The organism is Parahaemophilus parainfluenzae (genome assembly GCF_001055095.1).
Taxonomy (GTDB): domain Bacteria; phylum Pseudomonadota; class Gammaproteobacteria; order Enterobacterales; family Pasteurellaceae; genus Haemophilus_D; species Haemophilus_D parainfluenzae_Z.
The window spans coordinates 79,554-105,303 of the sequence record NZ_JVHG01000024.1 but is presented as its reverse complement, the minus strand read 5'-3'; the positions used below and the strand labels follow the sequence as shown (position 1 = coordinate 105,303).

Annotated in this window: 24 protein-coding genes; 16 read left to right on the top strand and 8 right to left on the bottom strand. The window is 40.0% G+C overall.

Going from position 1 to position 25,750, the window contains the following annotated elements:
• The first annotated feature begins 53 nt into the window (after positions 1-53).
• Both ADA56_RS07510 and ADA56_RS09755 read left to right on the top strand, forming a co-directional pair.
• The gene (locus ADA56_RS07510) at positions 54-1,568 is read left to right on the top strand and encodes a sodium-dependent transporter (RefSeq protein WP_049370016.1); all 1,515 of its coding nucleotides are present in this window, start codon (positions 54-56) and stop codon (positions 1,566-1,568) included.
• A 2-nt stretch (positions 1,569-1,570) separates the two neighbouring features.
• A complete protein-coding gene (locus tag ADA56_RS09755; protein WP_032804161.1) occupies positions 1,571-1,669 on the top strand; it encodes a methionine/alanine import family NSS transporter small subunit in 99 nt (32 codons plus the stop codon).
• Between the two features lie 57 nt (positions 1,670-1,726).
• Here the strand turns inward: ADA56_RS09755 and cpdB are convergent, their stop codons facing one another.
• The gene (gene cpdB, locus ADA56_RS07500; RefSeq protein ID WP_049370015.1) at positions 1,727-3,700 is read right to left on the bottom strand and encodes a 2',3'-cyclic-nucleotide 2'-phosphodiesterase; all 1,974 of its coding nucleotides are present in this window, start codon (positions 3,698-3,700) and stop codon (positions 1,727-1,729) included.
• Between the two features lie 232 nt (positions 3,701-3,932).
• Here cpdB and ADA56_RS07495 point away from each other — a divergent pair, with 232 nt between their 5' ends.
• The 4 genes from ADA56_RS07495 to potE all read left to right on the top strand — a co-directional run bounded on the left by ADA56_RS07495 (position 3,933) and on the right by potE (position 9,183).
• Positions 3,933-4,937 (top strand): ornithine carbamoyltransferase, encoded by a 1,005-nt coding sequence (locus ADA56_RS07495; protein WP_049370014.1) that lies wholly within the window; start codon positions 3,933-3,935, stop codon positions 4,935-4,937.
• Between the two features lie 212 nt (positions 4,938-5,149).
• Positions 5,150-5,344 carry a leader peptide SpeFL gene (gene speFL / locus ADA56_RS09970; RefSeq protein ID WP_197545070.1) on the top strand — a complete coding sequence of 65 codons (195 nt, stop codon included), beginning with the start codon at positions 5,150-5,152 and terminating at the stop codon, positions 5,342-5,344.
• 252 nt (positions 5,345-5,596) lie between these two features.
• Positions 5,597-7,759 (top strand): ornithine decarboxylase SpeF, encoded by a 2,163-nt coding sequence (gene speF, locus ADA56_RS07490; RefSeq protein WP_049370013.1) that lies wholly within the window; start codon positions 5,597-5,599, stop codon positions 7,757-7,759.
• Positions 7,760-7,863: 104 nt separating this feature from the next.
• Positions 7,864-9,183 carry a putrescine-ornithine antiporter gene (potE, locus tag ADA56_RS07485; protein ID WP_049370012.1) on the top strand — a complete coding sequence of 440 codons (1,320 nt, stop codon included), beginning with the start codon at positions 7,864-7,866 and terminating at the stop codon, positions 9,181-9,183.
• Positions 9,184-9,285: 102 nt separating this feature from the next.
• On the opposite strand, the gene ADA56_RS07480 is transcribed toward potE, so the two are convergent.
• The 6 genes from ADA56_RS07480 to ADA56_RS07455 all read right to left on the bottom strand — a co-directional run bounded on the left by ADA56_RS07480 (position 9,286) and on the right by ADA56_RS07455 (position 12,932).
• A complete protein-coding gene (locus ADA56_RS07480; protein WP_049370011.1) occupies positions 9,286-9,726 on the bottom strand; it encodes a SoxR reducing system RseC family protein in 441 nt (146 codons plus the stop codon).
• The gene (locus tag ADA56_RS07475) at positions 9,720-10,487 is read right to left on the bottom strand and encodes a class I SAM-dependent methyltransferase (RefSeq protein ID WP_049370010.1); all 768 of its coding nucleotides are present in this window, start codon (positions 10,485-10,487) and stop codon (positions 9,720-9,722) included. Before ADA56_RS07475 ends, ADA56_RS07480 begins: the two co-directional genes overlap by 7 nt.
• Positions 10,469-11,560, bottom strand: coding sequence for a tRNA (uridine(54)-C5)-methyltransferase TrmA (trmA, locus tag ADA56_RS07470; protein WP_049370009.1), 1,092 nt, complete (start codon positions 11,558-11,560; stop codon positions 10,469-10,471). Before trmA ends, ADA56_RS07475 begins: the two co-directional genes overlap by 19 nt.
• Positions 11,561-11,661: 101 nt before the next feature.
• Entirely contained in the window at positions 11,662-11,997 is a 336-nt protein-coding gene (locus ADA56_RS07465; RefSeq protein ID WP_049370008.1) for a DUF413 domain-containing protein, read from the bottom strand.
• Positions 11,998-12,050: 53 nt separating this feature from the next.
• Positions 12,051-12,656: a thiol:disulfide interchange protein DsbA gene (gene dsbA / locus ADA56_RS07460; protein WP_049370007.1), complete on the bottom strand. Its 606-nt coding sequence runs from the start codon at positions 12,654-12,656 to the stop codon at positions 12,051-12,053.
• A 9-nt stretch (positions 12,657-12,665) separates the two neighbouring features.
• Positions 12,666-12,932: a YihD family protein gene (locus tag ADA56_RS07455; RefSeq protein WP_005694923.1), complete on the bottom strand. Its 267-nt coding sequence runs from the start codon at positions 12,930-12,932 to the stop codon at positions 12,666-12,668.
• Positions 12,933-12,998: 66 nt separating this feature from the next.
• Here ADA56_RS07455 and mobA point away from each other — a divergent pair, with 66 nt between their 5' ends.
• Both mobA and htpX read left to right on the top strand, forming a co-directional pair.
• On the top strand, positions 12,999-13,565 hold the full coding sequence (gene mobA, locus ADA56_RS07450; RefSeq protein ID WP_049370006.1) for a molybdenum cofactor guanylyltransferase MobA: 567 nt from the start codon (positions 12,999-13,001) through the stop codon (positions 13,563-13,565).
• Positions 13,566-13,643: 78 nt separating this feature from the next.
• Complete coding sequence (htpX, locus tag ADA56_RS07445) at positions 13,644-14,495, top strand: protease HtpX (protein WP_192829122.1); 852 nt, start codon at positions 13,644-13,646, stop codon at positions 14,493-14,495.
• Between the two features lie 53 nt (positions 14,496-14,548).
• Here the strand turns inward: htpX and ADA56_RS07440 are convergent, their stop codons facing one another.
• Positions 14,549-15,997: an aminoacyl-histidine dipeptidase gene (locus ADA56_RS07440; protein WP_049370004.1), complete on the bottom strand. Its 1,449-nt coding sequence runs from the start codon at positions 15,995-15,997 to the stop codon at positions 14,549-14,551.
• 111 nt (positions 15,998-16,108) lie between these two features.
• Here ADA56_RS07440 and gpt point away from each other — a divergent pair, with 111 nt between their 5' ends.
• The 8 genes from gpt to ADA56_RS07400 all read left to right on the top strand — a co-directional run bounded on the left by gpt (position 16,109) and on the right by ADA56_RS07400 (position 25,743).
• Positions 16,109-16,567, top strand: coding sequence for a xanthine phosphoribosyltransferase (gene gpt / locus ADA56_RS07435; protein ID WP_005694918.1), 459 nt, complete (start codon positions 16,109-16,111; stop codon positions 16,565-16,567).
• Positions 16,568-16,655: 88 nt separating this feature from the next.
• Positions 16,656-17,876, top strand: coding sequence for a CDC27 family protein (locus ADA56_RS07430; protein ID WP_239658990.1), 1,221 nt, complete (start codon positions 16,656-16,658; stop codon positions 17,874-17,876).
• 35 nt (positions 17,877-17,911) lie between these two features.
• On the top strand, positions 17,912-21,391 hold the full coding sequence (gene dnaE / locus ADA56_RS07425; protein WP_049370002.1) for a DNA polymerase III subunit alpha: 3,480 nt from the start codon (positions 17,912-17,914) through the stop codon (positions 21,389-21,391).
• 79 nt (positions 21,392-21,470) lie between these two features.
• Positions 21,471-22,010 (top strand): bifunctional pyr operon transcriptional regulator/uracil phosphoribosyltransferase PyrR, encoded by a 540-nt coding sequence (gene pyrR, locus ADA56_RS07420; protein ID WP_041918208.1) that lies wholly within the window; start codon positions 21,471-21,473, stop codon positions 22,008-22,010.
• Positions 22,011-22,087: 77 nt separating this feature from the next.
• Positions 22,088-23,020: a peptidylprolyl isomerase gene (locus tag ADA56_RS07415; protein ID WP_049370001.1), complete on the top strand. Its 933-nt coding sequence runs from the start codon at positions 22,088-22,090 to the stop codon at positions 23,018-23,020.
• Positions 23,021-23,084: 64 nt separating this feature from the next.
• Positions 23,085-24,134 carry an endolytic transglycosylase MltG gene (gene mltG / locus ADA56_RS07410; protein WP_049370000.1) on the top strand — a complete coding sequence of 350 codons (1,050 nt, stop codon included), beginning with the start codon at positions 23,085-23,087 and terminating at the stop codon, positions 24,132-24,134.
• Positions 24,134-24,766, top strand: a complete 633-nt coding sequence (gene tmk / locus ADA56_RS07405; protein WP_049369999.1) for a dTMP kinase — start codon at positions 24,134-24,136, stop codon at positions 24,764-24,766. The genes mltG and tmk overlap by 1 nt, the downstream gene beginning before the upstream one ends.
• Entirely contained in the window at positions 24,763-25,743 is a 981-nt protein-coding gene (locus tag ADA56_RS07400) for a DNA polymerase III subunit delta' (protein ID WP_049369998.1), read from the top strand. The genes tmk and ADA56_RS07400 overlap by 4 nt, the downstream gene beginning before the upstream one ends.
• Positions 25,744-25,750: the final 7 nt, after the last annotated feature.

Below are 25,750 nucleotides of genomic sequence, written 5' to 3'. Positions count from 1 at the left end.
CGGTTTTAGAATTCATTATATTGAAATCTTTCTTCATTCAAAAGGAACTTAATATGACGCAGTCAAACGCAAAGCGTGAGACCTTTTCTGGTCGGAAAGCATTTATTATGGCGGCGATTGGATCCGCTGTTGGCTTAGGAAACATCTGGCGTTTCCCTTATACCACTTATGAAAACGGTGGCGGTGCATTTATTATCCCTTACCTTATTGCACTTTTAACAGCTGGTATTCCATTGCTTTTCTTAGATTACGCAATCGGTCATCGCCATCGTGGTGGTGCACCGCTTTCTTATCGTCGCTTTAACCCACACTTTGAAGTGTTTGGTTGGTGGCAAGTAATGGTGAATGTCATCATCGGTCTTTACTACGCGGTAGTATTAGGTTGGGCGGCAAGCTATACCTATTTCTCACTTAATTCAGCTTGGGGCGACCAGCCGATTGATTTCTTCCTACACGAATTCTTAAAAATGGGTGAGATCAGTAACGGCGTGAGCTTCGAGTTTGTCGGCATGGTAACTGGCCCATTAATTGCTGTATGGTTAGTGGCGTTAGGCGTACTTTCTTTAGGTATTCAAAAAGGGATTTCTAAATCTTCAGATATCTTAATGCCTGTTTTAGTGGTGATGTTTGTGGCGTTGGTCGTTTATTCTTTATTCTTACCAGGTGCAGAAAAAGGCTTAAACGCACTATTTACACCAGACTGGTCAAAACTCTCTAATCCGAGTGTGTGGATTGCGGCTTACGGTCAAATCTTCTTCTCTCTTTCCATCTGTTTCGGGATTATGATTACATATGCATCGTACTTGAAAAAAGATTCAGATTTAACAGGTAGCGGTTTGGTTGTTGGTTTTGCGAACTCAAGTTTTGAAGTGCTTGCTGGTATCGGTGTATTTGCGGCATTAGGTTTCATCGCAACTGCGCAAGGTGTAGAAGTGAGCGAAGTAGCAAAAGGTGGTATTGGTTTAGCCTTCTTTGCATTCCCAACTATTATTAACAAAGCACCATTCGGTGAAGTATTAGGGGTGTTATTCTTCGGTTCATTAACCTTTGCGGCATTAACCTCATTTATCTCTGTTATTGAAGTAATCATTTCAGCGATTCAAGATAAACTCCGTTTACGTCGAGCAAAAGCGACCTTTGTTGTTGGTTTACCAATGATGGTGGTATCAGTCATTTTATTTGGTACGACAACCGGCTTACCAATGCTTGATGTATTAGATAAATTCGTGAACTACTTCGGTATTGTAGCAGTGGCATTTGTTTCATTAATTGTGATTGTAGCAAATGAAAAATTAGGCTTATTAGGCAACCACTTAAATCAAAGCTCTTCATTCAAAGTCGGTTTCCTATGGCGTTTATGCATTGTCATCACCACCGGTATTCTCGCCTTTATGTTATTGAGTGAAGGTGCGAAAGTATTTACAGAAGGTTATGAAGGCTATCCAAGCTGGTTTGTAAATATCTTTGGTTGGGGTATGGCAATTTCGCTAGTGGTTGTTTCGTTCATTCTTTCTCGTTTAAAATGGAAAAATGAAGACAACTTCAAGCTTGAAGAAAAAGGAGAATAAAGATGACAAGTATTGCAATTACAATGATGATTGTGGCGCTTTTAGTAATTTGGGGCGGCTTGATCTTTTCCTTAATCAGACTTCCAAAAGAAGAAAAATAAGGTCAAAATTGACCGCACTTTGAAATAAGTAGGGCGTGCTGAGCACGCCCTTTTTTGTTATTTCGATAAATCAATTTGATATACCGCAAAGCCCACTTCATCGGTGCCGACTTTCTTCATTGGGTATTGCGCATTGTCTTGAATGAATTTTGCCGCTTGTTCGCTTGGTGAGGTTTCAAAACGCACATCTAATTTATCGTTACCTTTAATCGGTGCAAAGCGCCAGTTTTTATCCGCACTTGGGTTTACATGGCCATTTTTTTCGCTTTCTGCTTTGATGTAATCCGCAAGAATTTGGCGGTTTTCATCTGGAGAAGCGTAAACAATGTGCGCATCGCCTGTGCCTGGGAATTTATTACCGTAAGCACGATAGTTATTAGTCGCAATTAAGAATTCTGCTTTTGGATCAACCGGTTTACCTTGGTAGGTTAAATTCACCACACGGTGTGAATTCGGGTTAATCAATTTACATTCGCCGTCATAACGCGGTGGTTGAGTGAGGTCGAATTCATAATTTACGCCGTCAATCACATCGTAGTTATAAGTACGGAAACCGTCCCAATCAAGTAAAGATTGTGGTTTGTCGCTGGTAGGATCGATTTGTTTGAACATACCTGCGCTACATTCTAACCACTCTTTCAGTTCTTCACCGGTTGCTTTGACAACAACTAAGGTATTTGGATAGAGGTATAAATCTGCTGCATTACGGAACGTTAATTCACCTTTGTTAACTTCAGTATAGCCCGTTGGGTCATTTTTACGTCCGCCTGCTTTAAATGGTGCGCCCGCACTTAAAATTGGTAAGCCCGCCATTGCTGCAACACTTGGTGCTACTTTTTCAACGTAAGCTTTTTGTGCTTGGTTCACAATTTGAATGGTTGGGTCATCTTGCACTAGGGCTAAGTAGCTATACATGTTATCTGTCGCTTTACCGATTGGCTGTGCCACGAATTCACGGGTGGCTTCATGCACAGGTTTTAAAAGTGCGGTCAATTCGACATCACTTTCTGTGGTTGCTTTTTTGTTTTCTGCATCGTAAATTGGGCGAAGAGCCGCTTTACCATCAGCCACTAACCATTTGCCATTGTGTTGAGCAAGGGTTAAGTCGATCACACTGATGTTGTTTGCCCAGTAGCCCGCCATACTTTCAGGAACACCTTTCACGGTACCTTTAGCAATATCTGCATTTGGTGATTTGGCGAACTCTTTATTCGGGAATAAACGGTGAGAGTGCCCAAACACAATCGCGTCAATGTGTGGTACATCAGCAAGGTAGAATGCTGAGTTTTCTGCACCTTCTTGATATGGTTCGTCAGATGGGCCTGTGTGCGCAAGAGCAACGATAATATCTGCACCTTTTTGTTTCATTTCTGGCACATATTTTTGTGCGGTTTTCACGATATCGCGCGTTTCTACTTTTCCTTGTAGGTTCGCTTTATCCCACACCATAATTTGTGGTGGCACAAAACCGATATAACCAATGTTTAGTTTGTGCTTTTTACCTTGGCTATCGACCACTTCTTTGGTTTGAATCACATAAGGTGTGAAATAGGGCTCTTCGGTACCAACTTTCACTACGTTGGCATTGATGATAGGGAATTTCGCTTGTTTAATCGCATCGGCTAAATAGTCTAAGCCATAGTTAAATTCGTGGTTACCTAATGTGCCCACTTCATAGTGCATCGCATTTAAGCAATCTACAGCAGGGTTTGGTTTGCCTTCTTTATAACCTTTCGCTGCTTGATAGTCAGCAATTGGGTTACCTTGAATTAAGTCACCGTTATCAACTAAAACGCTGTTTTTCACCTCTTGACGCGCTTGACGAATCAAGCTTGCAGCACGGGTAAAACCGAATTTCTCAGTCGGTGCATCTTTGTAGTAATCGAAGTCAGTCAAAAAACTGTGAATATCGGTCGTTGCCACAATACGTAAATCGACTTGTGTGTCGCTTTTTGCAAAAGCAAAGCGGCTCGCACTTAACGCTAAAATACTGCTTGCGCCAAGTTGGATGAAATCTCTTCTGTTGATCATATGTGCTCCTGTTGTGTGAGAATCGACGGGATTTTAAATCTCTTTTATATATAAAGAAAGCGCAATATAAAGTTCTGGGATGAAGTGTGATGAGCATCACAAAATAAAGGATTGAATTCAGTTGCAAAACTCCGCATTTGGGACAAAAATAGGCTATCCAATCCACTAAAAATTAAGTCATTCACAGTAAGGTAGCCTGCATTTATTGATGGCATCCGATAAGGAGATCGCTATGGCTTTTAATCTTAAAAATAGACACCTATTAAGTCTTGTTCATCATTCAGAACGCGAAATTAATTATTTGTTAGATTTATCACGTGATTTGAAACGTGCTAAATATGCTGGAACTGAACAACCTCAGCTTCAAGGTAAAAATATCGCACTTATTTTTGAAAAAACCTCAACTCGTACTCGTTGTGCTTTTGAAGTTGCAGCTTATGATCAAGGTGCTCGAGTGACTTATATCGATCCAAACTCTTCTCAAATTGGACATAAAGAAAGCATGAAAGACACCGCGAGAGTCCTCGGACGAATGTATGATGCGATTGAGTATCGAGGCTTTAAACAAAGTACCGTCCAAGAACTTGCAGATTATGCTGGTGTGCCGGTGTTTAATGGTTTAACGGATGAGTTTCATCCTACACAAATGCTTGCGGATGTTCTCACGATGATTGAGCATTGTGACAAGCCACTTCATCAAATAAGTTATGTGTATATTGGTGACGCACGCAATAACATGGGGAATTCTCTTTTACTAATTGGATCAAAACTCGGGATGGATGTGCGAATTTGCGGCCCTGAGGCCCTATTACCTGAAGCCAGTTTTATTGAAATGTGTAAAGGTTTTGCTAAAGAAAGCGGTGCGCGGATTACTGTAACGGAAGATATCGATAAAGCTGTAAGCGGCGTTGATTTTGTGCATACTGATGTTTGGGTCTCAATGGGTGAGCCATTAGAGGCTTGGGGAGAACGTATTAAGTTATTGCTTCCTTATCAAGTAACGCCAGAACTCATGAAGCGTACAGGTAATCCAAAAGTAAAATTCATGCACTGTTTACCTGCATTCCATAATAGCGAAACCAAAGTGGGTCTCCAAATTGCTGAAAAGTATCCTGAATTAGCAAACGGCATTGAAGTGACTGAAGAGGTGTTTGAATCGCCGATGAATATTGCATTTGATCAAGCAGAAAACCGTATGCATACGATTAAAGCAGTCATGGTAGCGAGTTTGGCTTAGGAAAGATCTCGATAAATGAGTACATTTATTAATCATCTATTTTAAGAATAATTTATTTCCATACTTTTGTGGTTTTATTTTTTTATGTGAAAAATTAAATTTATTTTTTGATAATGATCACATTTTTTGAAAAATATTATTGACATGATATTTACACAAGCAGAGAATGTACCCAACAAAGGTTAGTTTAGATAGAAAGAGGGAATTTTTCTATGCTACTTCGTACATATATACACAGATACGTCCATACAAAAGTGTTGAGACTTTTACGGTTTAATCCGATAAAAGGTCGTTCTTTGATGGCGCATATCCGTCGAACACGCCATATTATGATGCCGTCGCATCGCTCTTGCTTCTCATACTCACTATTTGCTTCTCAAAACAAACCATCCAACACGGCTCTCTAAGCAGAGTTGTTCTCTCTGTTTAGAGAGTCTCCACAGATTAATTTCTGAATATTTTTGTATTGTCTAGAACAGACAAGAAATATTTTTTGAAATTAACCTAATCTTATTTAATTTAAAATAAAAAAATTCTTACTTTGGTTTTTTATATTAAAAACTAGAGCGGGTTGTTTTATTCTAAATAAATCTAGTGCGTTATTAAAATTAATAATGCAGGGTAACTTTACGTCAAAAAATAAATAAAAGGAGTTTATTATGCCAAACTTAAAAATTGCATATAGTCCAAAAGTTGAACAATATTTCTCTACAAATAGAGAATTAGTTGAAATTGACAAAACAGACTTTACTGATGTTGCCGCTATTGTGTTGACTTCAGGAGATGTGGGTGAATACCTTGAACGTATTCAGGCGACAAACTTTGGTATTCCAGTATTTGTTGTTCAAACTGAAGAAGAACAAGTTGATCCGAAATTCTATGATGCTATTTATCATATTCAAGATTTAAATGGTTATGACATTAAGCTTTATAGTCGTCAAATCGAAACCGCAGCGAAATTTTATGAAGATAAAATGTTGCCTCCATTCTTCAAAATGTTAAGTGAATATGTAGAAATGGGTAATATTGCTTTTGACTGCCCAGGACACCAAGGTGGTCAATACTATCGTAAACACCCAGCAGGTCGTTTCCTTTATGACTTCTACGGTGAAAACATTTTCCGTTCAGATATTTGTAATGCTGACGTGAAATTAGGTGACTTGTTAATTCACGAAGGTGCAGCTTGTGATGCACAAAAATATGCGGCTCAAGTATTCAATGCAGATAAAACTTATTTCGTATTAAATGGTACATCTTCTTCAAACAAAGTTGCGTTAAACGCAGTACTTGCTCCGGGCGATTTAGTATTATTTGACCGTAATAACCATAAATCAAACCACCATGGTGCATTAATTCAAGCGGGTGCAACCCCAATTTACTTAGAAACTGCACGTAACCCATTTGGTTTCATTGGTGGTATCGACAGTCACTGCTTCGAAGAAGATTATTTGAAATCATTAATCAAAGAAGTTGCACCTGAAAAATTAAATCAAAAACGTCCATTCCGTTTAGCGGTTATTCAATTAGGTACTTATGACGGTACAATTTATAACGCTCGTCAAGTGGTAGATAAAATTGGTCATCTTTGTGACTACATCTTATTCGACTCTGCATGGGTAGGTTATGAACAATTCATTCCAATGATGAAAGACTGCTCTCCATTATTGCTTGAATTAAATGAAAATGATCCTGGTATTTTAGTGACTCAATCTGTTCATAAACAACAAGCAGGTTTCTCACAAACTTCACAAATTCACAAAAAAGATAAACACATTAAAGGTCAAGATCGTTATGTAAACCACAAACGTTTCAATAATGCCTTTATGTTACATGCATCAACCAGTCCTTTCTATCCATTATTTGCGGCATTAGATGTGAATGCGAAAATTCAAGGTAGTGAAGCAGGTCGTCGTTTATGGCATGAATGTGTGAAAGTCGGTATCGAAGCACGTAAATTAGTATTAAATCACTGTGAATTAATTCGTCCATTTATTCCAACCACAATTAAAGGTAAAAAATGGCAAGATTATGACACAGAAGAAATCGCAACTAATCTCGAATTCTTCAAATTCCACCCAACAGATACATGGCATAAATTTGAAGGCTATGCTGATGAACAATACTTCGTTGACCCATGTAAATTCTTGCTTACCACTCCAGGTATCAGCTTAGAAACTGGCGAATATGAAAAATTTGGTGTACCAGCAACTATTCTTGCTAACTACTTACGTGAAAACGGTATTATTCCGGAAAAATGTGATTTGAACTCAATCTTATTCTTGCTCACTCCGGCAGAAACCCTCACCAAAATGCAAACTTTGGTCGCTCAAATCGCCTTGTTTGAAAAACACATTAAACAAGACTCTTTATTAAAAGATGTATTGCCAACTGTGTATAAAAACAATGAAGACCGTTACAAAGGCTATACCATCCGCCAATTATGCCAAGAAATGCATGACCTTTATGTAAGTCGTAATGTAAAACAACTTCAAAAAGACCTATTCCGCAAGGCAACATTACCGGAATATGCGTTAAATCCACACGATGCGAATATTGAATTCGTTCGTAACAAAGTTGAACTTGTTCCATTAACAGACATTGTTGGTCGTGTGGCTGCGGAAGGTGCGTTACCTTATCCTCCAGGTGTGTTATGTGTGGTTCCAGGAGAAAGATGGAGTTCAACTGCACAAAAATACTTCCTTGCATTAGAAGAAGGTATTAACACATTACCTGGCTTCGCACCTGAAATCCAAGGGGTTTACTTACAAAAAGACCCTGATGGACGTACTCGTGCATATGGCTATGTTTTAACTGACTATTAATAAAGTGAGGTTATGAGGTTCTTCCTCATAACCCTCTCAGCACAAACAAAAAAAGTGCGGTTAAAAACATCTGATTTTTGACCGCACTTGTAGGAGTATAAATTATGAGTGCTAAAAGTAATAAAATTGGTGTGGTACAACTCACCATTCTTACCATGGTTAATATGATGGGTTCCGGTATCATTATGTTACCGACCAAATTAGCCGAAATTGGGACTATTTCCATCGTTTCTTGGCTTGTAACAGCCGTTGGTTCAACAGCCTTAGCTTATGCATTCGCACAATGCGGTATGTTTAGTAAAAAATCTGGTGGTATGGGCGGTTATGCGGAATACTCTTTCGGTAAAGCCGGTAACTTCATGGCAAACTACACTTACGGTGTATCATTAGTTATTGCGAATACAGCAATCGCAATTTCTGCTGTAGGTTATGGTTCAGAGCTTCTCGGTGCAACCCTTTCTCCACTTTCTATCGCATTGTGGACAATCTTCACCCTTTGGCTTGCAACCGTTCTTAACTTTGGTGGTGCAAGAATCACTGGTCACATCAGTTCATTCACCATTTGGGGCGTAATTATTCCTGTGGTCGGTATTTCTATCATCGGTTGGAAATGGTTTGATGGTTCAATGTATGTAAACTCTTGGAACCCACATAACGTACCTACTTTTGAAGCGATCGGTGTATCTATTTCAATGACATTATGGGCGTTCTTAGGGTTAGAATCAGCTTGTGCGAACGCAGATGCCGTTGAAAACCCAGAGAAAAACGTACCAATCGCAGTACTTGGTGGTACTTTAGGGGCAGCGGTAATTTATATCGTTTCAACTAACGTGATTGCAGGTATTGTACCTAACCTTGAACTCGCTAATTCAACAGCGCCATTCGGTTTAGCCTTTGCTCATATGTTTAATGAAACAATCGGTAAAGTCATCATGGGCTTAATGGTGATGTCTTGCTTCGGTTCATTATTAGGCTGGCAGTTCACTATTGCTCAAGTATTCAAATCTTCAGCAGAAGAAGGTTATTTCCCAGCATTCTTCAAAAAAGTTACCAGTAAAGATGCGCCTGTTGTTGGTATGATTACCATAACTGCCTTACAAACTTTACTCTCTTTAATGACAATCAGCCCATCATTAAATAAACAATTCAATGTGTTGGTGGACTTAGCGGTAGTAACAAACGTTATTCCATACTTGCTCTCAATGGCAGCACTTGCCGTGTTATTGAAAGCAGAGAATGTTGCGCCACAAAAATATAAAACAACCGTCTTTGTTGCCTTTATTGGTTCACTCTATAGTATCTATGCGCTTTATGCAGCTGGTGAACAAGCGATGTTATATGGTTCAATTGTGACCTTTATCGGTTGGACATTGTATGGTTTTGTTTCTTACAAATTTGACCTTAAAAAATCACAAACAAATTAAAAAAGAGAAGCCTACATCTTCATGTAGGCCTTTCGAGTTGCAATAAACTTAAAGTATAAAAGCGCGGTTGAAAATTAATTTGTTTTTAACCGCTCTTTTTATTTAGGATAAAACTCTCAGCAAAACAGGCTGAAATTCCGTTTGTTGGCCGAGTTTGTGGGTATATCGTTTAACCATGACAAAGGAAAGTGCGGTCAAAATAAAGATTAAAATTGCACGGATGAGCTCATTTTCACTGATATAGCTAGAAAGTAATGTTGCAACTAATAGCGTGAAAAGTGGCACGATATACATTAACAGTGCGGAGAAAAGCATGGATTTTTCTTCTAGACCGATTTCTACCATTTGGCCTGTGCGCAGTGGCGTGATGGTTTCTAATGTGAAGATATGTTCGCCTCGTTTTCCGTTAAGCTCAGAAAGGGAAGCTGTTCCACAGGCTTCTCTAGCTGAACAAGCTCCACAGGCGCTTTGTGATTGACATTTCACTTTAGCAAGACCCGTTTCTGCATCATAGCTCATCACAACTGCACTTTCTTTTAGCATTGTGCTTCTCCCATATAAATATCAAAGCGGTGATTTTTAGTTTCACGACTGACATGGGGCGCTTTTTGCGCTAAAAATTCCGCATAATCAGGACGTTTTACCACCACGCGTTTACGGGCTAATTGTAACGCAGGTGTCAAGAGCTCATCGGCATCCAAATCGGCACCAACTAAATATTGGAATACACGCATTTCTTTTTTAACTAGGGCGGATTTTTGTTTATGTGGATACATTGGATCCAAATACACCACATCGGCACTATCGATTTGTGGATTAAGTTCGGCAATATGATGAACATCTAGTAAACGCATATTTTGTTGCATCATTTCGCCTATTTCTGCATCTTGATAGGCTCGGTTGAGCCCATCCTGTAATAATAAATACACCACGGGATGGCGTTCTACTAAGCGTACTTGGCAACCGATAGAAGCTAAAACAAAGGCATCTCGACCAAGTCCTGCTGTGGCATCAATTACGCTCGGCAATTCTGTGCCCTTAATGCCTACAGCTTTGGCAACAGCTTCGCCACGTCCACCACCGAATTTACGACGATGAGCCATCGCACCGGCAACAAAATCCACAAACACATCGCCCAATTTAGGCTCATCTAGTTTACGCAAGGCAAGATGGGTTTCAGTTCGCACCAATGCAAGCAGACTTTCAGTACAATGCTCGATACCAAGAGGGGAACAAAGTGCGGTCAATTCTGACAATGTTCCCGCTTCGGCAAGCAGTTGAATTTTTATTTTCTCACCAGCCATACGCCGCTTTCCATATGATCTGTGTAAGGAAATTGATCAAACAACGCCGCTTTTTCAATTCGGTGGGTTTGGCTTAGGGTTTGCAAATTCTCACAAAGGGTATGTGGATTGCAGGAAATATACAAAATACGATCGTAATTCTGCACCAGCTTTACCGTGTCAGGGTCAAGCCCTGCTCGTGGTGGGTCAACAAAAATCGTATTGCATTGATAGGCTTTTAAATCAATGCTTTTTAAGCGATTAAACTCACGTACGCCATTCATGGCTTGGGTAAATTCTTCTGCGGACATACGAATAATCTGCAGATTATCTATACCATTTTCCGCAATATTAAATTGTGCGGCAGCCACGGATGGCTTGGCGATTTCGGTAGCAAGCACTTTACGGAAGTTTTGTGCAAGGGCGATAGAGAAATTGCCGTTACCGCAGTACAGCTCTAATAAATCCCCTTGAGAACCTTGAGTGCAATCAATCGCCCATTCCAACATCTTGCAATTTACAGCTGCATTAGGCTGGGTAAAGCTGTTTTCCACTTGGCGATAAACATAATTACGCCCTTTCACCGGTAATACTTCATCGACAAAATCCTGCGCTAAACAGATTTTTTGTTTACTTGCACGACCAATCAGCTGCACATCAAAACCAAGTTGTTGTAATTCTTCTTTTAAGCGTATAGCAGCGCTTTGCCATTCTTCCGTAAGTTGCTTGTGGTAAAGCAGGCTTACAATAATCTTATTGCTAAGCGTGCTCAAATAATCAATTTGAAACAGTTTTTTATGAAGTACTTCCTGAGTTTTTAACAACGGTAGTAAGGCTTTTATCATGCGATTGATCAGTTCGCTGGCAATCGGGAACTCATCCACTCGATAACGCTGCAAGGTGCTTTGATCAAACATGATGTGATAAAAATCGCCTTTATCATGCCAAATACGAAATTCTGCACGCATCCTATAATGGCTAGTTGGCGAATCAAACACGGCTATTTCTGGGGCGTTAAAGGGCTGCAAAAGTGCGGTCAGTTTTTCAATCTTTTTTTGCAGGAGTTCGGTATATTGGGAAATGGGTAGTTGCATTGATGTTTACGTTTGAATGATAAATATCCCACAGCCCTTGGCAAGCATGGGGATTGAGTAAAAAAGTAAAAGGCAAGCTTCTGCCTGCCTTTTAAAATGTATTATTCGCCAGAATAATCTTCGCCGCTAGAAGCCGCTTCGCTCACATCACCTGATAAGGTGTAAACACGTTTTGTTGTGTTAATGCGAGTACGATATTTATTCCAGGTTTTTTCGAAGAAAGTTTCCGGTGCACGTTCACCACGGCAAAAAGCAACAAATTCTTTTTCTTCTTTTGTCGCCGGCTTGCGCTCGCCTGAATCTAATGCTTTAAACGCTTGACCATATTGCTCTAATACTTGGGATTCTTTGATTGTATAATCACCATGACGGGAAAATCCGCGTGGGTAGTTTTTGTCGTCAAAAAAACGACGAGTAACACTGAAACTAGCAGCCATAATCATCTCTCTTCTTTATATTTAAAAACGGCAGGCATTAAACCAATTTTTTTTTATTTTTGCAATAAACCTTTCACGGTTTCTACATAATCTTTGACGAAATCATCGTAATTTAAGCCTTCAGGGTTCACACGATATTTGCCATTGACATAGAAATCAGGTACGCCATGTACTTTAAACTGCTCAGCCGCATTCACTTGTTTGTTCACTAAACCGTTTACAGCAAAGCTATTGATGTTGTTATCAAATTGTTCAGCAGTCACGCCGTTATCAATGAAGATTTTACGAATATCGTCCATTGAGCTTAATTTATCTTGCTGTGCGGCTTCAAATAAAGGCGCTTTCACCTTGCTTTCTGCACCAAGTGCCATCGCTAATGCCCATGCACGAGTGAGGTTTTCAGATTGACGACCTAAGAAATTAACGTGATATTGTTTAAATTCAGTGCCTTTTGGTAAGCTTTCTGCAACTTGTTTTGGAATGTGGTATTCCATTTCAAAGGCATAGCAATGCGGGCAGTAGAAAGAGAAAAATTCAATCACTTCAGGCTGTGCCGAAGCGGTTTGGCCCACTTGAACGTATTGTTTACCTTCTTCTAGATTAGCTGCGAATGCGTTAAATGAAAATAAAGCACCGAGTAAAAATAAAACTTTTTTCATTTGTTTTCCTTATTTAATAATTCCGCGCGCTTTTAACAATGCGGTTTTAAAATCTTCTTCATAATCTTTTTTGATGCCTGGGATTGGCTCAAGTTTATCTGTGCCGTGCATTTTTAAATGATAAATAATCACTTCATCAGATAATTCTGCTACGGGTTTATCAAAACCTGCTTCATCAGCAATTTTTTGCAAAATTTGTAACAAGCTCAGATCTGGGTCTTTAGACCAATAAGGTTGTAAAAGTTCCAATACTTCATTTAAACGCTTACATTTCATTGCTATTTCCTTTTAAATGGAGAAAAATAAGGCTAGATCATACTTCAAATAAGGCAATAAGAAAATATGGAATACACAATAAGTGCGGTTATTTTAGCGGGTGGAAAAGCACGGAGAATGAATGGGGCGGATAAAGGCTTGCAGCTTTTACAAAATAAACCATTAATTAGCCATGTGATTGAACGCTTACAACCTCAAGTGGTTGATATTTCTATCAATGCTAATCGTCACCATGCGGAATATGCACAATGGGGTTTTCCTGTATTTTCAGATGAATTGCCTGATTTTCAGGGGCCATTGAGTGGTATGTTGACAGCACTCGAACAAGCTAAAACGGATTTTGTGCTTTTTGTGCCTTGTGATAGCCCGTATTTTCCGCAAAACTTATTAGAAAAACTAAAAAGTGCGGTTAAAAATGACCACACTTTAATGGCTTATGCAAAAGATAAAGAGCGTGAACACCCGACATTTTGTTTAATGTCCGTTCAGCTTAAAGAGAAGTTACGCGCTTATTTAAACGAAGGCGAACGTCGTTTATTACAATTTATGAACAAAAATGGCGCGGTTGCTGTCCAATTTGACGAACAAGAAGGACGATTTGTAAATTTTAATACCTTAGAAGATTTACAATAAATTATTTGTTTAACCTTGAATTTTGCAAAAAATTCTCCATTATTGCAGTGTTTACTTTCTATTTTATTGAGGAACTTTATTATGATGCGAATCCTTTTATTTTTAGCCACTAACTTTGCTGTGATGCTTGTGTTAGGGATTATTTTAAATGTGACTGGTATTGCAGGAAATAGTACAGGTGGCATTTTAATTATGGCAATGCTTTTCGGTTTTGCCGGATCATTGATTTCGTTATTTTTATCAAAAACCATGGCATTGCGCTCTGTGGGAGCAGAAGTGATTACTGAACCGCGTAATCAAGCGGAACGTTGGTTAGTAGAAACTGTACGTCGTCAAGCGCAACAAGCAGGTATTCCAATGCCAGATGTGGCGATTTACCATTCTAATGATGCGAATGCTTTTGCTACAGGTGCGACTAAAAATAATTCTTTAGTGGCGATTAGTACGGGTTTACTAAACTCCATGACGGAAGAAGAGGCTGAGGCGGTATTGGCTCACGAGGTCTCACACATCGCGAACGGCGATATGGTGACGATGACTTTATTACAAGGCGTATTGAATACCTTTGTGATTTTCTTATCTCGAGTGATTGCCAATGTGGTGGCAAGTTCCCGTAATGGTGATGAAGAAAGCCGCAGCTCAGGCATTTACTTCTTAGTTTCAATGGTGTTAGAAATTGTATTTGGTATTTTAGCGAGCATTATCGCGATGTGGTTCTCACGCTATCGTGAATACCGCGCAGATGCAGGTTCTGCACAACTTGTTGGTAAAGAAAAAATGATTGCAGCATTGCAACGTTTACAACAAATTCATGAGCCGCAAGAGATGGAAGGTTCACTTAATGCCTTTATGATTAACGGCAAACGTAGCGAACTCTTTATGAGTCATCCTCCACTTGAAAAACGTATCGAAGCATTACGTAGTTTATAAAAGATAAAAAAATAAAGGGCTAAATGTAATATTTAGCCCTTTTTATTTGTAGATTATTTAATATCCGCTAAGACTTTAGTAAGTAATTCCCAGTACGTTTGTACTGTTGAGATTTGGACTTTTTCATCAGGCGAATGCGCATTGCGAATAGTTGGCCCCACAGAAATCATCTCAATATTCGGATAATGTTCTTTCAACAAGCCACATTCAAGCCCTGCATGAATTACTTTAATCTCAGGCTCTTTGCCAAGCACTTCTGCATAATGTTTTTTCATTAAGGCTAAAATTGCTGTGTCATTTACTGGTTTCCAACCTGGGTAAGAACCTGAAAATTCAACTGTTGCACCCGTGAGTTTGGCGAGTGAAGTTAAGGTTTCTTCTACATATTCTTTACCGCTTTCAATCAATGAGCGAATAAGAATGGTACCTTCGATTTTATCTTCAAGGGTTTTTAACACACCAATACTTAATGAGCTTTCCACGACATTTTTAATCACATCGCTGTTTCGGATGACGCCATTTGGTAAGACATTCAGCAAATTAATCACTTTTTTGGTGGTTTCAAGTGTGAAGGTTTGTTGTGGATTTTCAACTTGCTCAGCGGTTAAGGTTAAGTTTGGTTCAGCGATAGTAAGCTCTTCTTTCAATAAAACTTCAAAATTTTTAACCGCACTTTTTACGCTTTCTACATCATGATTGAAGCAAATGGTTGCAGCCGCTTCACGTGGAATCGCATTACGAATTGAGCCTCCGTGAATTTCTGCAAGGACAAAGTGCAGTTGATTTTGTGAAAGTTTTGCTAATAAACGCGCCAATACTTTAATTGCATTCGCGCGTGTGGTGTGAATATCACAACCAGAGTGACCGCCCCGCAAACCTTTTAAGTTAATTTGCAAAGTATGGTTGAATGAATTGGTTTCACGGTGAACAGGTAGTTCAACATTAGCATTTACCCCACCAGCACAACCAATATAGATTTCACCGATTTCTTCAGTATCGGTATTAATTAAGATTTCTGATTTTAACCAGTTACGGCGAAGGTGTACGGCACCATCCATTCCGGTTTCTTCAGTCATGGTGAGTAACACTTCAAGTGGTGGATGTGCAATATCGGTACTTTCTAATACCGCTAAGGTAGAGGCTAAACCGATACCGTTATCTGCGCCAAGTGTGGTACCTTGTGCTTTTACCCAATCCCCATCAATATAAGGGCGAATTGGGTCTTGAACGAAGTTATGTGGATTGCCTTCATTCGCTTGCGGAACCATATCTAAATGTGCTTGTAACACAACAGGTTGGCTTTTTTCCATACCAGCTGTGGCAGGTTTACGAATTAATACATTACCGGCTTCATCACGCTCGGCAAAAAATTGTTTTTCTTTCGCCCAGTTGACAATAAAGGTTGCGAGCGCATCTTCGTGATGAGAAGGATGTGGAATCGCACAAATTTGATCAAACCATTTCCAAAGTAATTGCGGTTGTAATGTGGTAATTTCTGACATAATGAACTCCTTTTTTCATTAAAATTTTTGCGGAAATCATAGCATAAAACGCCATTTCAGGTTAAAATTCCGCAATTTTTTTATTTAGCGACAAAGTTTAAGGTATTTGTTATGAGCGAAAAATATGTTGTGACTTGGGATATGTTCCAAATGCATGCCCGCAAATTAGCGGAACGTTTACTTCCTGCCACTCAGTGGAAAGGTATCATCGCAGTAAGCCGTGGTGGTTTGTTCCCAGCAGCGGTACTTGCTCGCGAATTAAATATTCGTTTCGTAGAAACCGTGTGTATTGCGAGTTATGATCACGATGAACAAGGTGCATTAAAAGTGTTACACCGCGCAGGTGGTGATGGTGAAGGAATGATCGTGGTAGACGATTTAGTAGATACCGGCAATACCGCTCGTGCAATTCGTGAAATGTATCCGAAAGCAAAATTTGTCACAGTATTCGCAAAACCTGCAGGTGCTGAGTTAGTGGATGATTATGTGATTGATATTCCACAAAATACTTGGATTGAACAACCTTGGGATTTAGGTTTAACTTTTGTGCCACCATTGGCAAGAAAATAATAAAACCTAAATATAAAATTTCGTTACGCCGGTGCTTTTATAGTTCCGGCGTAATAATTATGACCAATTTATTTTGATTATGAATAATATGGACGCACAAAAAGCGCTAGAGCGATCTTACGTTTCCTCACTTGAAAATAAAGAATATGATGAAGCAGTCAAGTTGGCTGAAACGCTTTGCTTACTTGATCCTAATAATCCCGAATACTCTCATAAAATTGCTTATGTTTATTTGCAACAATTAAAATGGGAAGAGGCAATTGAGGCAGAATTAAAAACATTAAAAGTAGATGCGCAATATATTCCAGCTTTAGATTTATTGGCACATGCTTATGGTGCAGTAGATGATTGGGAGCGCTCAGGTTTTTATGGTAGTTTAGCCCTTGAGTTGAAAGATAAAGCTATTCCCGTTCCAATACAGGAAATGGTTCCTGCGTCTGCGCCTAAAAATGGTAAGAGAATTATCGCCTTTTCTTTATTTGGTAATAACTCCAAATATATTGAGCCGGCTGTATTAAATACACAAGTTTCTCCGATGTTATTCCCTGATTGGGTATGCCGTTTTTATGTAGATGATTCAGTTTCTCCTGAAGCGATTCAACGATTAAAAAATAATGGTGCAGAAGTGGTTTATGTCACTTCACCTGTGAATAAATGGCCTGGTGCAATGTGGCGTTTTCTTGCAATTAATGATCCTGAAGCTGAGTATGTGATCTTCCGTGATGCTGACTCAGTTGTATCTCACCGCGAAGCTGAGGCCGTAGCTGAATGGATTGAAAGTGGTCGTTTATTCCATACGATGCGTGATTCTGGCTCCCATACCGCACTTATTTTAGCGGGGATGTGGGGAGCAAAAGCCGGCGCTGTTCCTGATATGGAAGCGAGAATTCAACGTTTTGTTGATAAGGGTTATGACTCTCGTCATTTTGCTGATCAGGATTTCCTTGCTGAAGACTTGTGGGGCTATATTCGCCAAGATGTATTCTCACATGATAGGGTATTTAATTTCTGCAATGCAAAACCTTTCCCTGGAGAGTTTTACCCTAATTATCAAATTGCGCATTGCGAAGGAGCAAGTAGTTTTGATGCGAAAACCTCTTTTGAAGAAGGGTGCAAAGTAAGATGGACGTTATATTCAAAAATATCGCCTATGGTCAATGTCGATTATTCCTTTATTCGTGTGCCTGAATTTAAAGTTTGCAGCTATGAAACCACAGTAGAGAATGGTAGATTTGAAGCATCAATACCAAGACGTTATGGATACGCTTTTAAAGAAGGCTTAGCTAAAATAGATATTAAAAAAGCTTAATTTATTCGTTTTAACTATCAACATAGGGATTATTCATGTCAACTCAACCGCGTTTTGTACACCTTCGTACACACACCGATTTTTCAATGATTGATGGTATCGTGAAAGTAAAACCATTAGTCAAAGCGTGTGCTGCAAACAATATGGTTGCATTGGCATTAACGGATTTTACCAATTTCTGTGGTGTGGTGCGTTTTTATGGTGAAACGCTTTCTTCGGGGATTAAACCGATTATTGGCGCAGATGTTCATGTTAAAAGTGAGTTATGCGGCGAGGAATTATTCACCCTCACTTTACTTGCCAAGAACAATGAAGGCTATAAAAACATCACTTTACTGCTTTCAAAAGCCTATCAACGCGGCTATGTGGACTTGCCTTATATCGACCAGGAATGGTTGATTGAACACCGTGAGGGTGTAATTGTTTTATCAGGTGGCACACAAGGCGATATCGCAAAAAAACTCCTTAAAGAAAATATTTCCGAAGCGGAAAGTGCGGTCAGTTTTTATCAAGAATTTTTTCCTGACCATTTTTATCTTTCGCTTTCCAGAACAGGGCGTCCAGATGAAGAGCGTTATATTCAAGCCGCATTAAAATTGGCTGAGGAACATGATTTACCGCTTGTTGCAACCAACGATGTTGTCTTTCTCGCACCTGATGATTTTGAGGCACACGAAATTCGAGTTGCTATTCATGATGGCTATACCCTTGACGATCCGAAACGTCCAAAACGTTATACCGAGCAACAATATTTCCGTTCAGAAGAAGAGATGTGCGACTTATTTGCGGACATTCCTTCTGCACTTGAAAATACGGTATTAATTGCGCAACGCTGTAATGTCACTTTGCGTTTGGGCGAATATTTCCTCCCAAAATTCCCAACAGGCGATCTGAGTACGGAAGATTATTTGGTGATGAAATCCAAAGAAGGTTTGGAAGAGCGGTTGGCGTTTTTATTCCCCGATGAAAAAGTGCGGGCAGAAAGACGACCAGAATATGATGAGCGTCTTCAAGTCGAACTCGATGTGATCAACCAAATGGGCTTCCCGGGTTACTTCTTAATCGTTATGGAGTTTATTCAGTGGTCAAAAGACAATGATATCCCAGTTGGACCAGGACGTGGTTCTGGTGCGGGTTCATTAGTGGCTTATGCACTAAAAATCACCGATTTGGATCCCCTTGAATTCGATCTTCTTTTTGAGCGTTTCCTCAATCCAGAGCGTGTTTCCATGCCCGATTTCGATGTGGATTTCTGTATGGATGGACGGGATCGCGTTATCGATCATGTCGCAGAAACCTATGGTCGCGGTGCGGTATCACAAATTATTACTTTTGGTACCATGGCGGCAAAAGCAGTAATTCGAGATGTAGGTCGCGTATTAGGCCACCCTTATGGCTTTGTGGATCGTATTTCGAAAATGATTCCACCTGATCCCGGCATGACCTTAGCCAAGGCTTTTGAGGCTGAACCGCAATTACAAACAGCATATGATACGGATGAAGAAGTTAAAGCCCTAATTGATATGGCGCGTAAGCTGGAAGGGGTAACGCGAAATGCGGGTAAACACGCGGGTGGCGTGGTGATTTCCCCTTCTTTGATTACAGACTTTGCACCACTTTATTGTGACAACGAGGGGCTTCATCCCGTTACCCACTTCGATAAAAATGATGTGGAATATGCAGGTTTAGTGAAGTTTGACTTCTTAGGTTTGCGTACACTCACTATTATCAAATGGGCATTGGATATGATTAACGCCCGCCTTGCTCGTGAAGGCAAACCGCCAGTCGATATTGCCGCTATTCCATTAGATGATCCCGAATCTTTTGAGTTGCTGAAGCGATCTGAAACAACTGCAGTATTCCAGTTGGAATCGCGAGGGATGAAAGATTTGATTAAACGCCTTCAACCAGACTGTTTTGAAGATATTATCGCGTTGGTGGCGTTATTCCGACCAGGTCCATTACAATCGGGTATGGTGGATAACTTTATTGACCGTAAGCATGGTAGAGAAGAAGTGTCTTATCCTGACGCAAACTATCAACATGAAAGCCTTAAACCGATTTTAGAGCCAACTTACGGTATTATTTTGTACCAAGAACAAGTTATGCAGATTGCTCAGGTGCTAGCGGGCTATACTCTTGGTGGTGCGGACTTATTACGCCGTGCGATGGGTAAGAAAAAGCCAGAAGAAATGGCGAAACAGCGCTCAGTGTTTAAAGAAGGCGCGGAAAAAAACGGCGTTGATGGCGAGCTTTCCATGAAGATTTTCGACTTGGTGGAAAAATTTGCCGGCTATGGTTTCAATAAATCGCACTCCGCCGCTTACGCATTGGTATCTTACCAAACCCTTTGGCTGAAAACCCATTTCCCTGCTGAGTTTATGGCAGCAGTAATGACCTCGGAAATGGATAATACCGATAAAATTGTTGGCTTGTACGATGAATGTTTACGTATGGGCTTAAAAGTCACCCCACCGGATATCAACGTAGGGAAACATCATTTCAGTGTGAATGAAAATGGTGAGATTGTTTATGGTATCGGCGCCATTAAAGGGGTGGGTGAAGGTCCGATTGATGCATTGATTACCGCTCGTAATGAAGGTGGGATTTTCAGAGACTTATTTGATTTATGTGCTCGCGTTGATTTGAAGAAAATTAATCGTCGTACCTTTGAAAGTCTGATTATGTCGGGCGCATTTGATAAGCTAGGACCACATCGTGCGGCGTTATCTAAGAATCTAGAAGATGCACTTAAAGCCTCTGATCAGCATGCAAAAGATGAGGCCATGGGGCAAACCGACATGTTCGGTGTGCTGACAGAAACACACGAAGAAGTGGAAAATGCTTACGCCCATACGCCACCTTACACAGAAAAGCAAATTCTAGATGGTGAGCGAGAAACTCTAGGTTTGTATTTAAGCAGTCATCCAGTAAGTCGTTATTTAAAAGAGCTTTCTCATTACAGCTCTACGCGATTAAAAGATCTCACGCCAAACCGCCGTGGGCAAATTAGCACTGCAGCTGGTTTGTTGGTGGCAACGCGTTTTGCAACAACGAAAAAAGGCAATCGTATCGGTATCGCAACCATTGATGACCGATCTGGGCGTTTAGACCTGACCCTGTTTGGGGAAAGCTTAGACCAATTTGGTGAGAAACTGCAAAAAGACACGGTTGTGGTGGTATCTGGTCAAGTGAGTTTTGACGATTTTTCAGGTGGATTAAAAATGTCGGTACGGGATTTGATGACTTTAGATGAGGCGCGTTCCCGTTATGCAAAATCTCTAGCAATCAGTTTGTCAGAGGAGCAGATTAGCCCAAGTTTTATTAAGAAATTGAAAGAAATGTTAGGGCCTGTTAGTGGCGGTACTTTACCAATTAACGTATATTATCAAAGTGCAAAAGGCCGTGCGTTGTTGCGTTTAGGGATTCAATGGTCGATTACACCAACAGATGAGATCCTAACAGAATTGGTGAATTTGCTCGGTGAAAATGCGGTAGAGCTAGAATTCGGTTAATATTCCAGTAAGAGTGCGGTCAAAAAAATCAGTGTTTTTTAACCGCACTTTAGGCGATATAAACAAAGCGAGAGATAAAATGGAAAAAATCATTATTGATGCAGACAGATTTTTACGCACCATTTCACGTATTTCCCATGAAATTATTGAAAAGCACCAAGATTTCAATAATGTGATTTTAGTTGGGGTAAAACGTCGTGGAGCAGAAATTGCAGAATTGATTCAACGCCGCATTGAAGAATTGAATGGTGTAAGTCTTCCAATGATGGAATTGGATATCACGTTTTACCGCGATGACTTAGAGTATGTTGAACCTGAAAATCCAACTCCTGTGTATAGTGGTGCCTCCAGTTATATGAATATTCAGGGTAAAGAAGTCATTTTGATCGATGATGTTCTATTCACCGGAAGAACCATTCGTGCCGCGATGGATGCGTTAACGGATTTTGGTCGAGCAGCTAAAATTGAGTTGGTGATTTTAGTGGATCGTGGACATCGTGAATTGCCGATTCGGGCAGATTATGTGGGTAAAAATGTGCCGACCTCTCGCGATGAACAAGTTCAGGTGCGTACATTAAAATATGATGGTTGTTATGAAGTGGCATTATTGCCTAAATAACGATCAGCCTATTGTGAACCTTTGATAAAATTGATAATCTAACGAGCATTATCCTATTATTTTTTAAGACAACTAAAATGAAAAAATCAATGTTAAAATCTCTTTTGTTTGCCATGATCGGTCTGTTTACTTTTTCTCAAGTACAAGCAGAAGAACGCGTTGTGGCGACCGTAAATGGTACACCAATTTTACAAAGCCAAGTGAATGCCGTAATGGGCAAGAAAGGTAGCCAACGAGCAGCATTAGATAAGATTATTGATGATATGCTGACAGAGAAAGCTATCAAAGAATCAGGTATAAAAGTAAACCAAGCGGAAGTAAACCGTATCGTAGAAGATATTGCGGCGAAAAATGGTTTAACTTATGGTCAATTCTTAGATGCATTGGATTATCAAGGCATTTCCTTAAATGCATTTAAACAACAAATTTCTCGCCAAATGTTAATGGCGGGCGTGCGTAACCATGCTATTCAAAACAGCGTGGATGTGACTCGCGAGCAAGTGGATGCATTGGGTAAACAAATGCTCGATGAAGCAAAAGCAAAAGGCACTGCGCAAAAAGTGATGGGCAAAGAGTATGAGGTTCGTCATATTTTATTAAAATTAAACCCATTACTGAATGATGCACAAGCTAAAGCAGAATTAGAGCGTATTCGTAGCGAGATTATTTCTGGCAAAATGACATTTGCTGATGCGGCATTAAAATATTCTAAAGATTATTTATCAGGTGCGAATGGCGGAAGCTTAGGCTATGCTTTCCCAGAAGCTTATGTAGGTCCATTTGCAAAAATGGTTGAAACAACCCCACAAGGTACTATTTCTGCTCCATTTAAATCTGAATTTGGTTGGCATATTCTCGAAGTAACCGGTAGTCGTGATGGCGATAAAACAGAAGATGCCTATCGTCAAAAAGCTTACGAACAAATCGTGAATAGCCAATTACAAGATGCAACCAAAGACTGGGTGAAAGCATTACGTAAAAATGCTGATATTCAATATTTCGATAAGTAACAGAAACCGTTAGAATAAGGGGGCATTTTTGCCCCTTTTGTCGTTTTTATAAAATGAGTGACGCATGAAAAAATTTTTTGTCTTTTTACTGATTCTCTTGCTAATTCTTGGTGGTGTTGGTTTTTGGGGTTATCAAAAATTAACTGAGTTTGTTCATACGCCGGTGAATGTCACGCAGGATCAATTGCTTACAATTGAGCGAGGCACTACTGGCAGTAAACTCGCCGCTTTATTAGAGCAAGAAAAAATTCTTGAACATGCCGATTTATTGCCTTGGTTATTGAAATTACAACCGCAGCTCAACAAAGTGAAAGCGGGGACTTATTCTTTAACGGGCGTGAAAACGTTGCAAGATTTATTGGATATGCTCAATTCCGGCAAGGAAGCGCAATTTAGTGTGAAGTTTATTGAGGGTAAAACGTTCAAGGAATGGCGTAAAAACCTTGAAAATGCACCGCACTTAAAACAAACCTTGCAAGGTAAAAGTGATAAAGAAATTATGGCGTTATTGGATATTCCAGCCGTTGCAAAAGCCGTTTACGAATGGAATAACATGGATGGCTGGTTGTATCCAGATACCTATAATTACACGCCTAACTCGACTGATCTTGAATTATTAAAGCGTTCAACTACTCGTTTACAAAAAGCCTTAGATAAAGCGTGGAATGAACGTGATGAAAATCTCCCATTAACGGATCCATATCAGATGCTGATTTTGGCTTCTGTTGTGGAGAAAGAAACGGGTATTGCGGCGGAGCGCCCACAAGTCGCTTCCGTATTTATTAATCGTTTAAAAGCCAATATGAAACTACAAACTGACCCAACCGTGATTTATGGAATGGGTGAGCGTTATACCGGCAATATTCGTAAAAAAGATTTGGAAACGATGACCCCTTACAATACCTATATGATTGAGGGGCTACCACCAACACCAATTGCGATGGTGAGTGAGAGTGCTTTGCAGGCCGTGGCTCATCCAGCAAAAACGGACTTTTATTATTTTGTTGCCGATGGAAGTGGCGGTCATAAATTTACTCGTAATCTGAACGAGCATAATAAAGCAGTGCAAGAATATTTACGTTGGTATCGTAGCCAACAAAAAGGAGCCAACTAATGCAAGGCAAATTTATCGTGATTGAAGGCTTGGAAGGTGCAGGTAAAAGTACCGCCATGCAAACGGTGGTGGATACATTAAAATCCCTTGGTGTAAATGATATCGTATTTACTCGTGAGCCGGGTGGTACACCATTAGCAGAAAAATTGCGCCATTTAATTAAACATGAAACAGAAGAACTTGTTACGGATAAAGCGGAATTATTGATGCTTTATGCGGCACGAATTCAATTGGTAGAAAATGTGATTAAGCCAGCATTGGCAGAAGGTAAAATTGTGCTTGGCGATCGACATGATATGTCTTCACAGGCTTATCAAGGCGGTGGGCGTCAGTTTGACCAAACACTTATGGCGAATTTAAAAAATATGGTATTAGGCGATTTTGAGCCTGATTTTGTACTGTATTTAGACATTGATCCTGCAGAAGGGCTTGCTCGTGCTAGAGGTCGTGGTGAATTAGACCGCATTGAACAACAAGGACTCGATTTCTTCCATCGTACCCGACAACGTTATTTGGAATTGGTGCAGAACAACCCGAAAGCCGCCATTGTTAATGCAGGTCAGCCTTTGGAACAAGTACAAGCAGACATTCAAAGTGCGGTCAAAAATTGGTGGGTTTCACAAACAAAATGAGCGAACTTTATCCTTGGTTAGTGCCTACTTATCACAAAATTAGCCAAACTTTTAGCGAAGGTTTGGGGCATCATGCATTATTGATTAAAGCTGATCAAGGTCTCGGTGCTGAAGGTTTGTTTGAGGCTTTAACAAAACGCATTATGTGTCAAACACCGGATAATGCACCTTGTGGCCATTGCCATGCTTGTCACTTAATGGCAGCGCACAGCCACCCTGATTTTCATGTTTTAGCCTCTCAAGAAGGCAAAGACATTGGTGTTGATCAGGTGCGGGCGATTAATGATGTTGTCAGCCAACACGCGCAACAAAATGGCAATAAATTAGTATATATTCAAGATGCAGAACGTCTTACGGAAGCGGCAGCTAATGCATTGCTCAAAACTTTGGAAGAGCCGCGTCCGAACACGTATTTCTTATTGCAAACAGAGCCTTCCTCTTCGTTGTTAGCGACTATTTACAGCCGTTGCCAAGTGTGGAATGTGCCTTTGCCAACGGAAGCAGAAGCCTTAACTTGGCTTTCTTCTCAATTTCAGGCAGAAACATCTGAATTATTGACCGCACTTGCGATGAATTTGGGTCGTCCACTGTTAGCATTAGAAACACTCCGGCAAGGATTAATTGAACAGAGAAAAAATTTCCTACGTCAATTTTGGCTGTTTTATCGTCGTCGTTCACCTTTGGAAATTTTGCCTTTCTTTGAAAAAGAACGCACCATACAGCAAGTGGATTGGATTTTAGCGTTTTTAAGTGATGCCATTAAATACAAACTCGAAATACAAAATGGCTGGCAAACACTTGATCTTAAAACAGGTGTAACTCAATTTGCAGACGAGCAAACAGCGCTTGGGTTATTAACCGCAAATAAAATTATGCAAAAAGTGCGCTCGGATTTACTCACTATCAACGGCGTTAACACGGAATTAATGTTACTAGATGGTTTGACAAAGTTAATTACCGACGTATTTAAGGACTAAATAAATT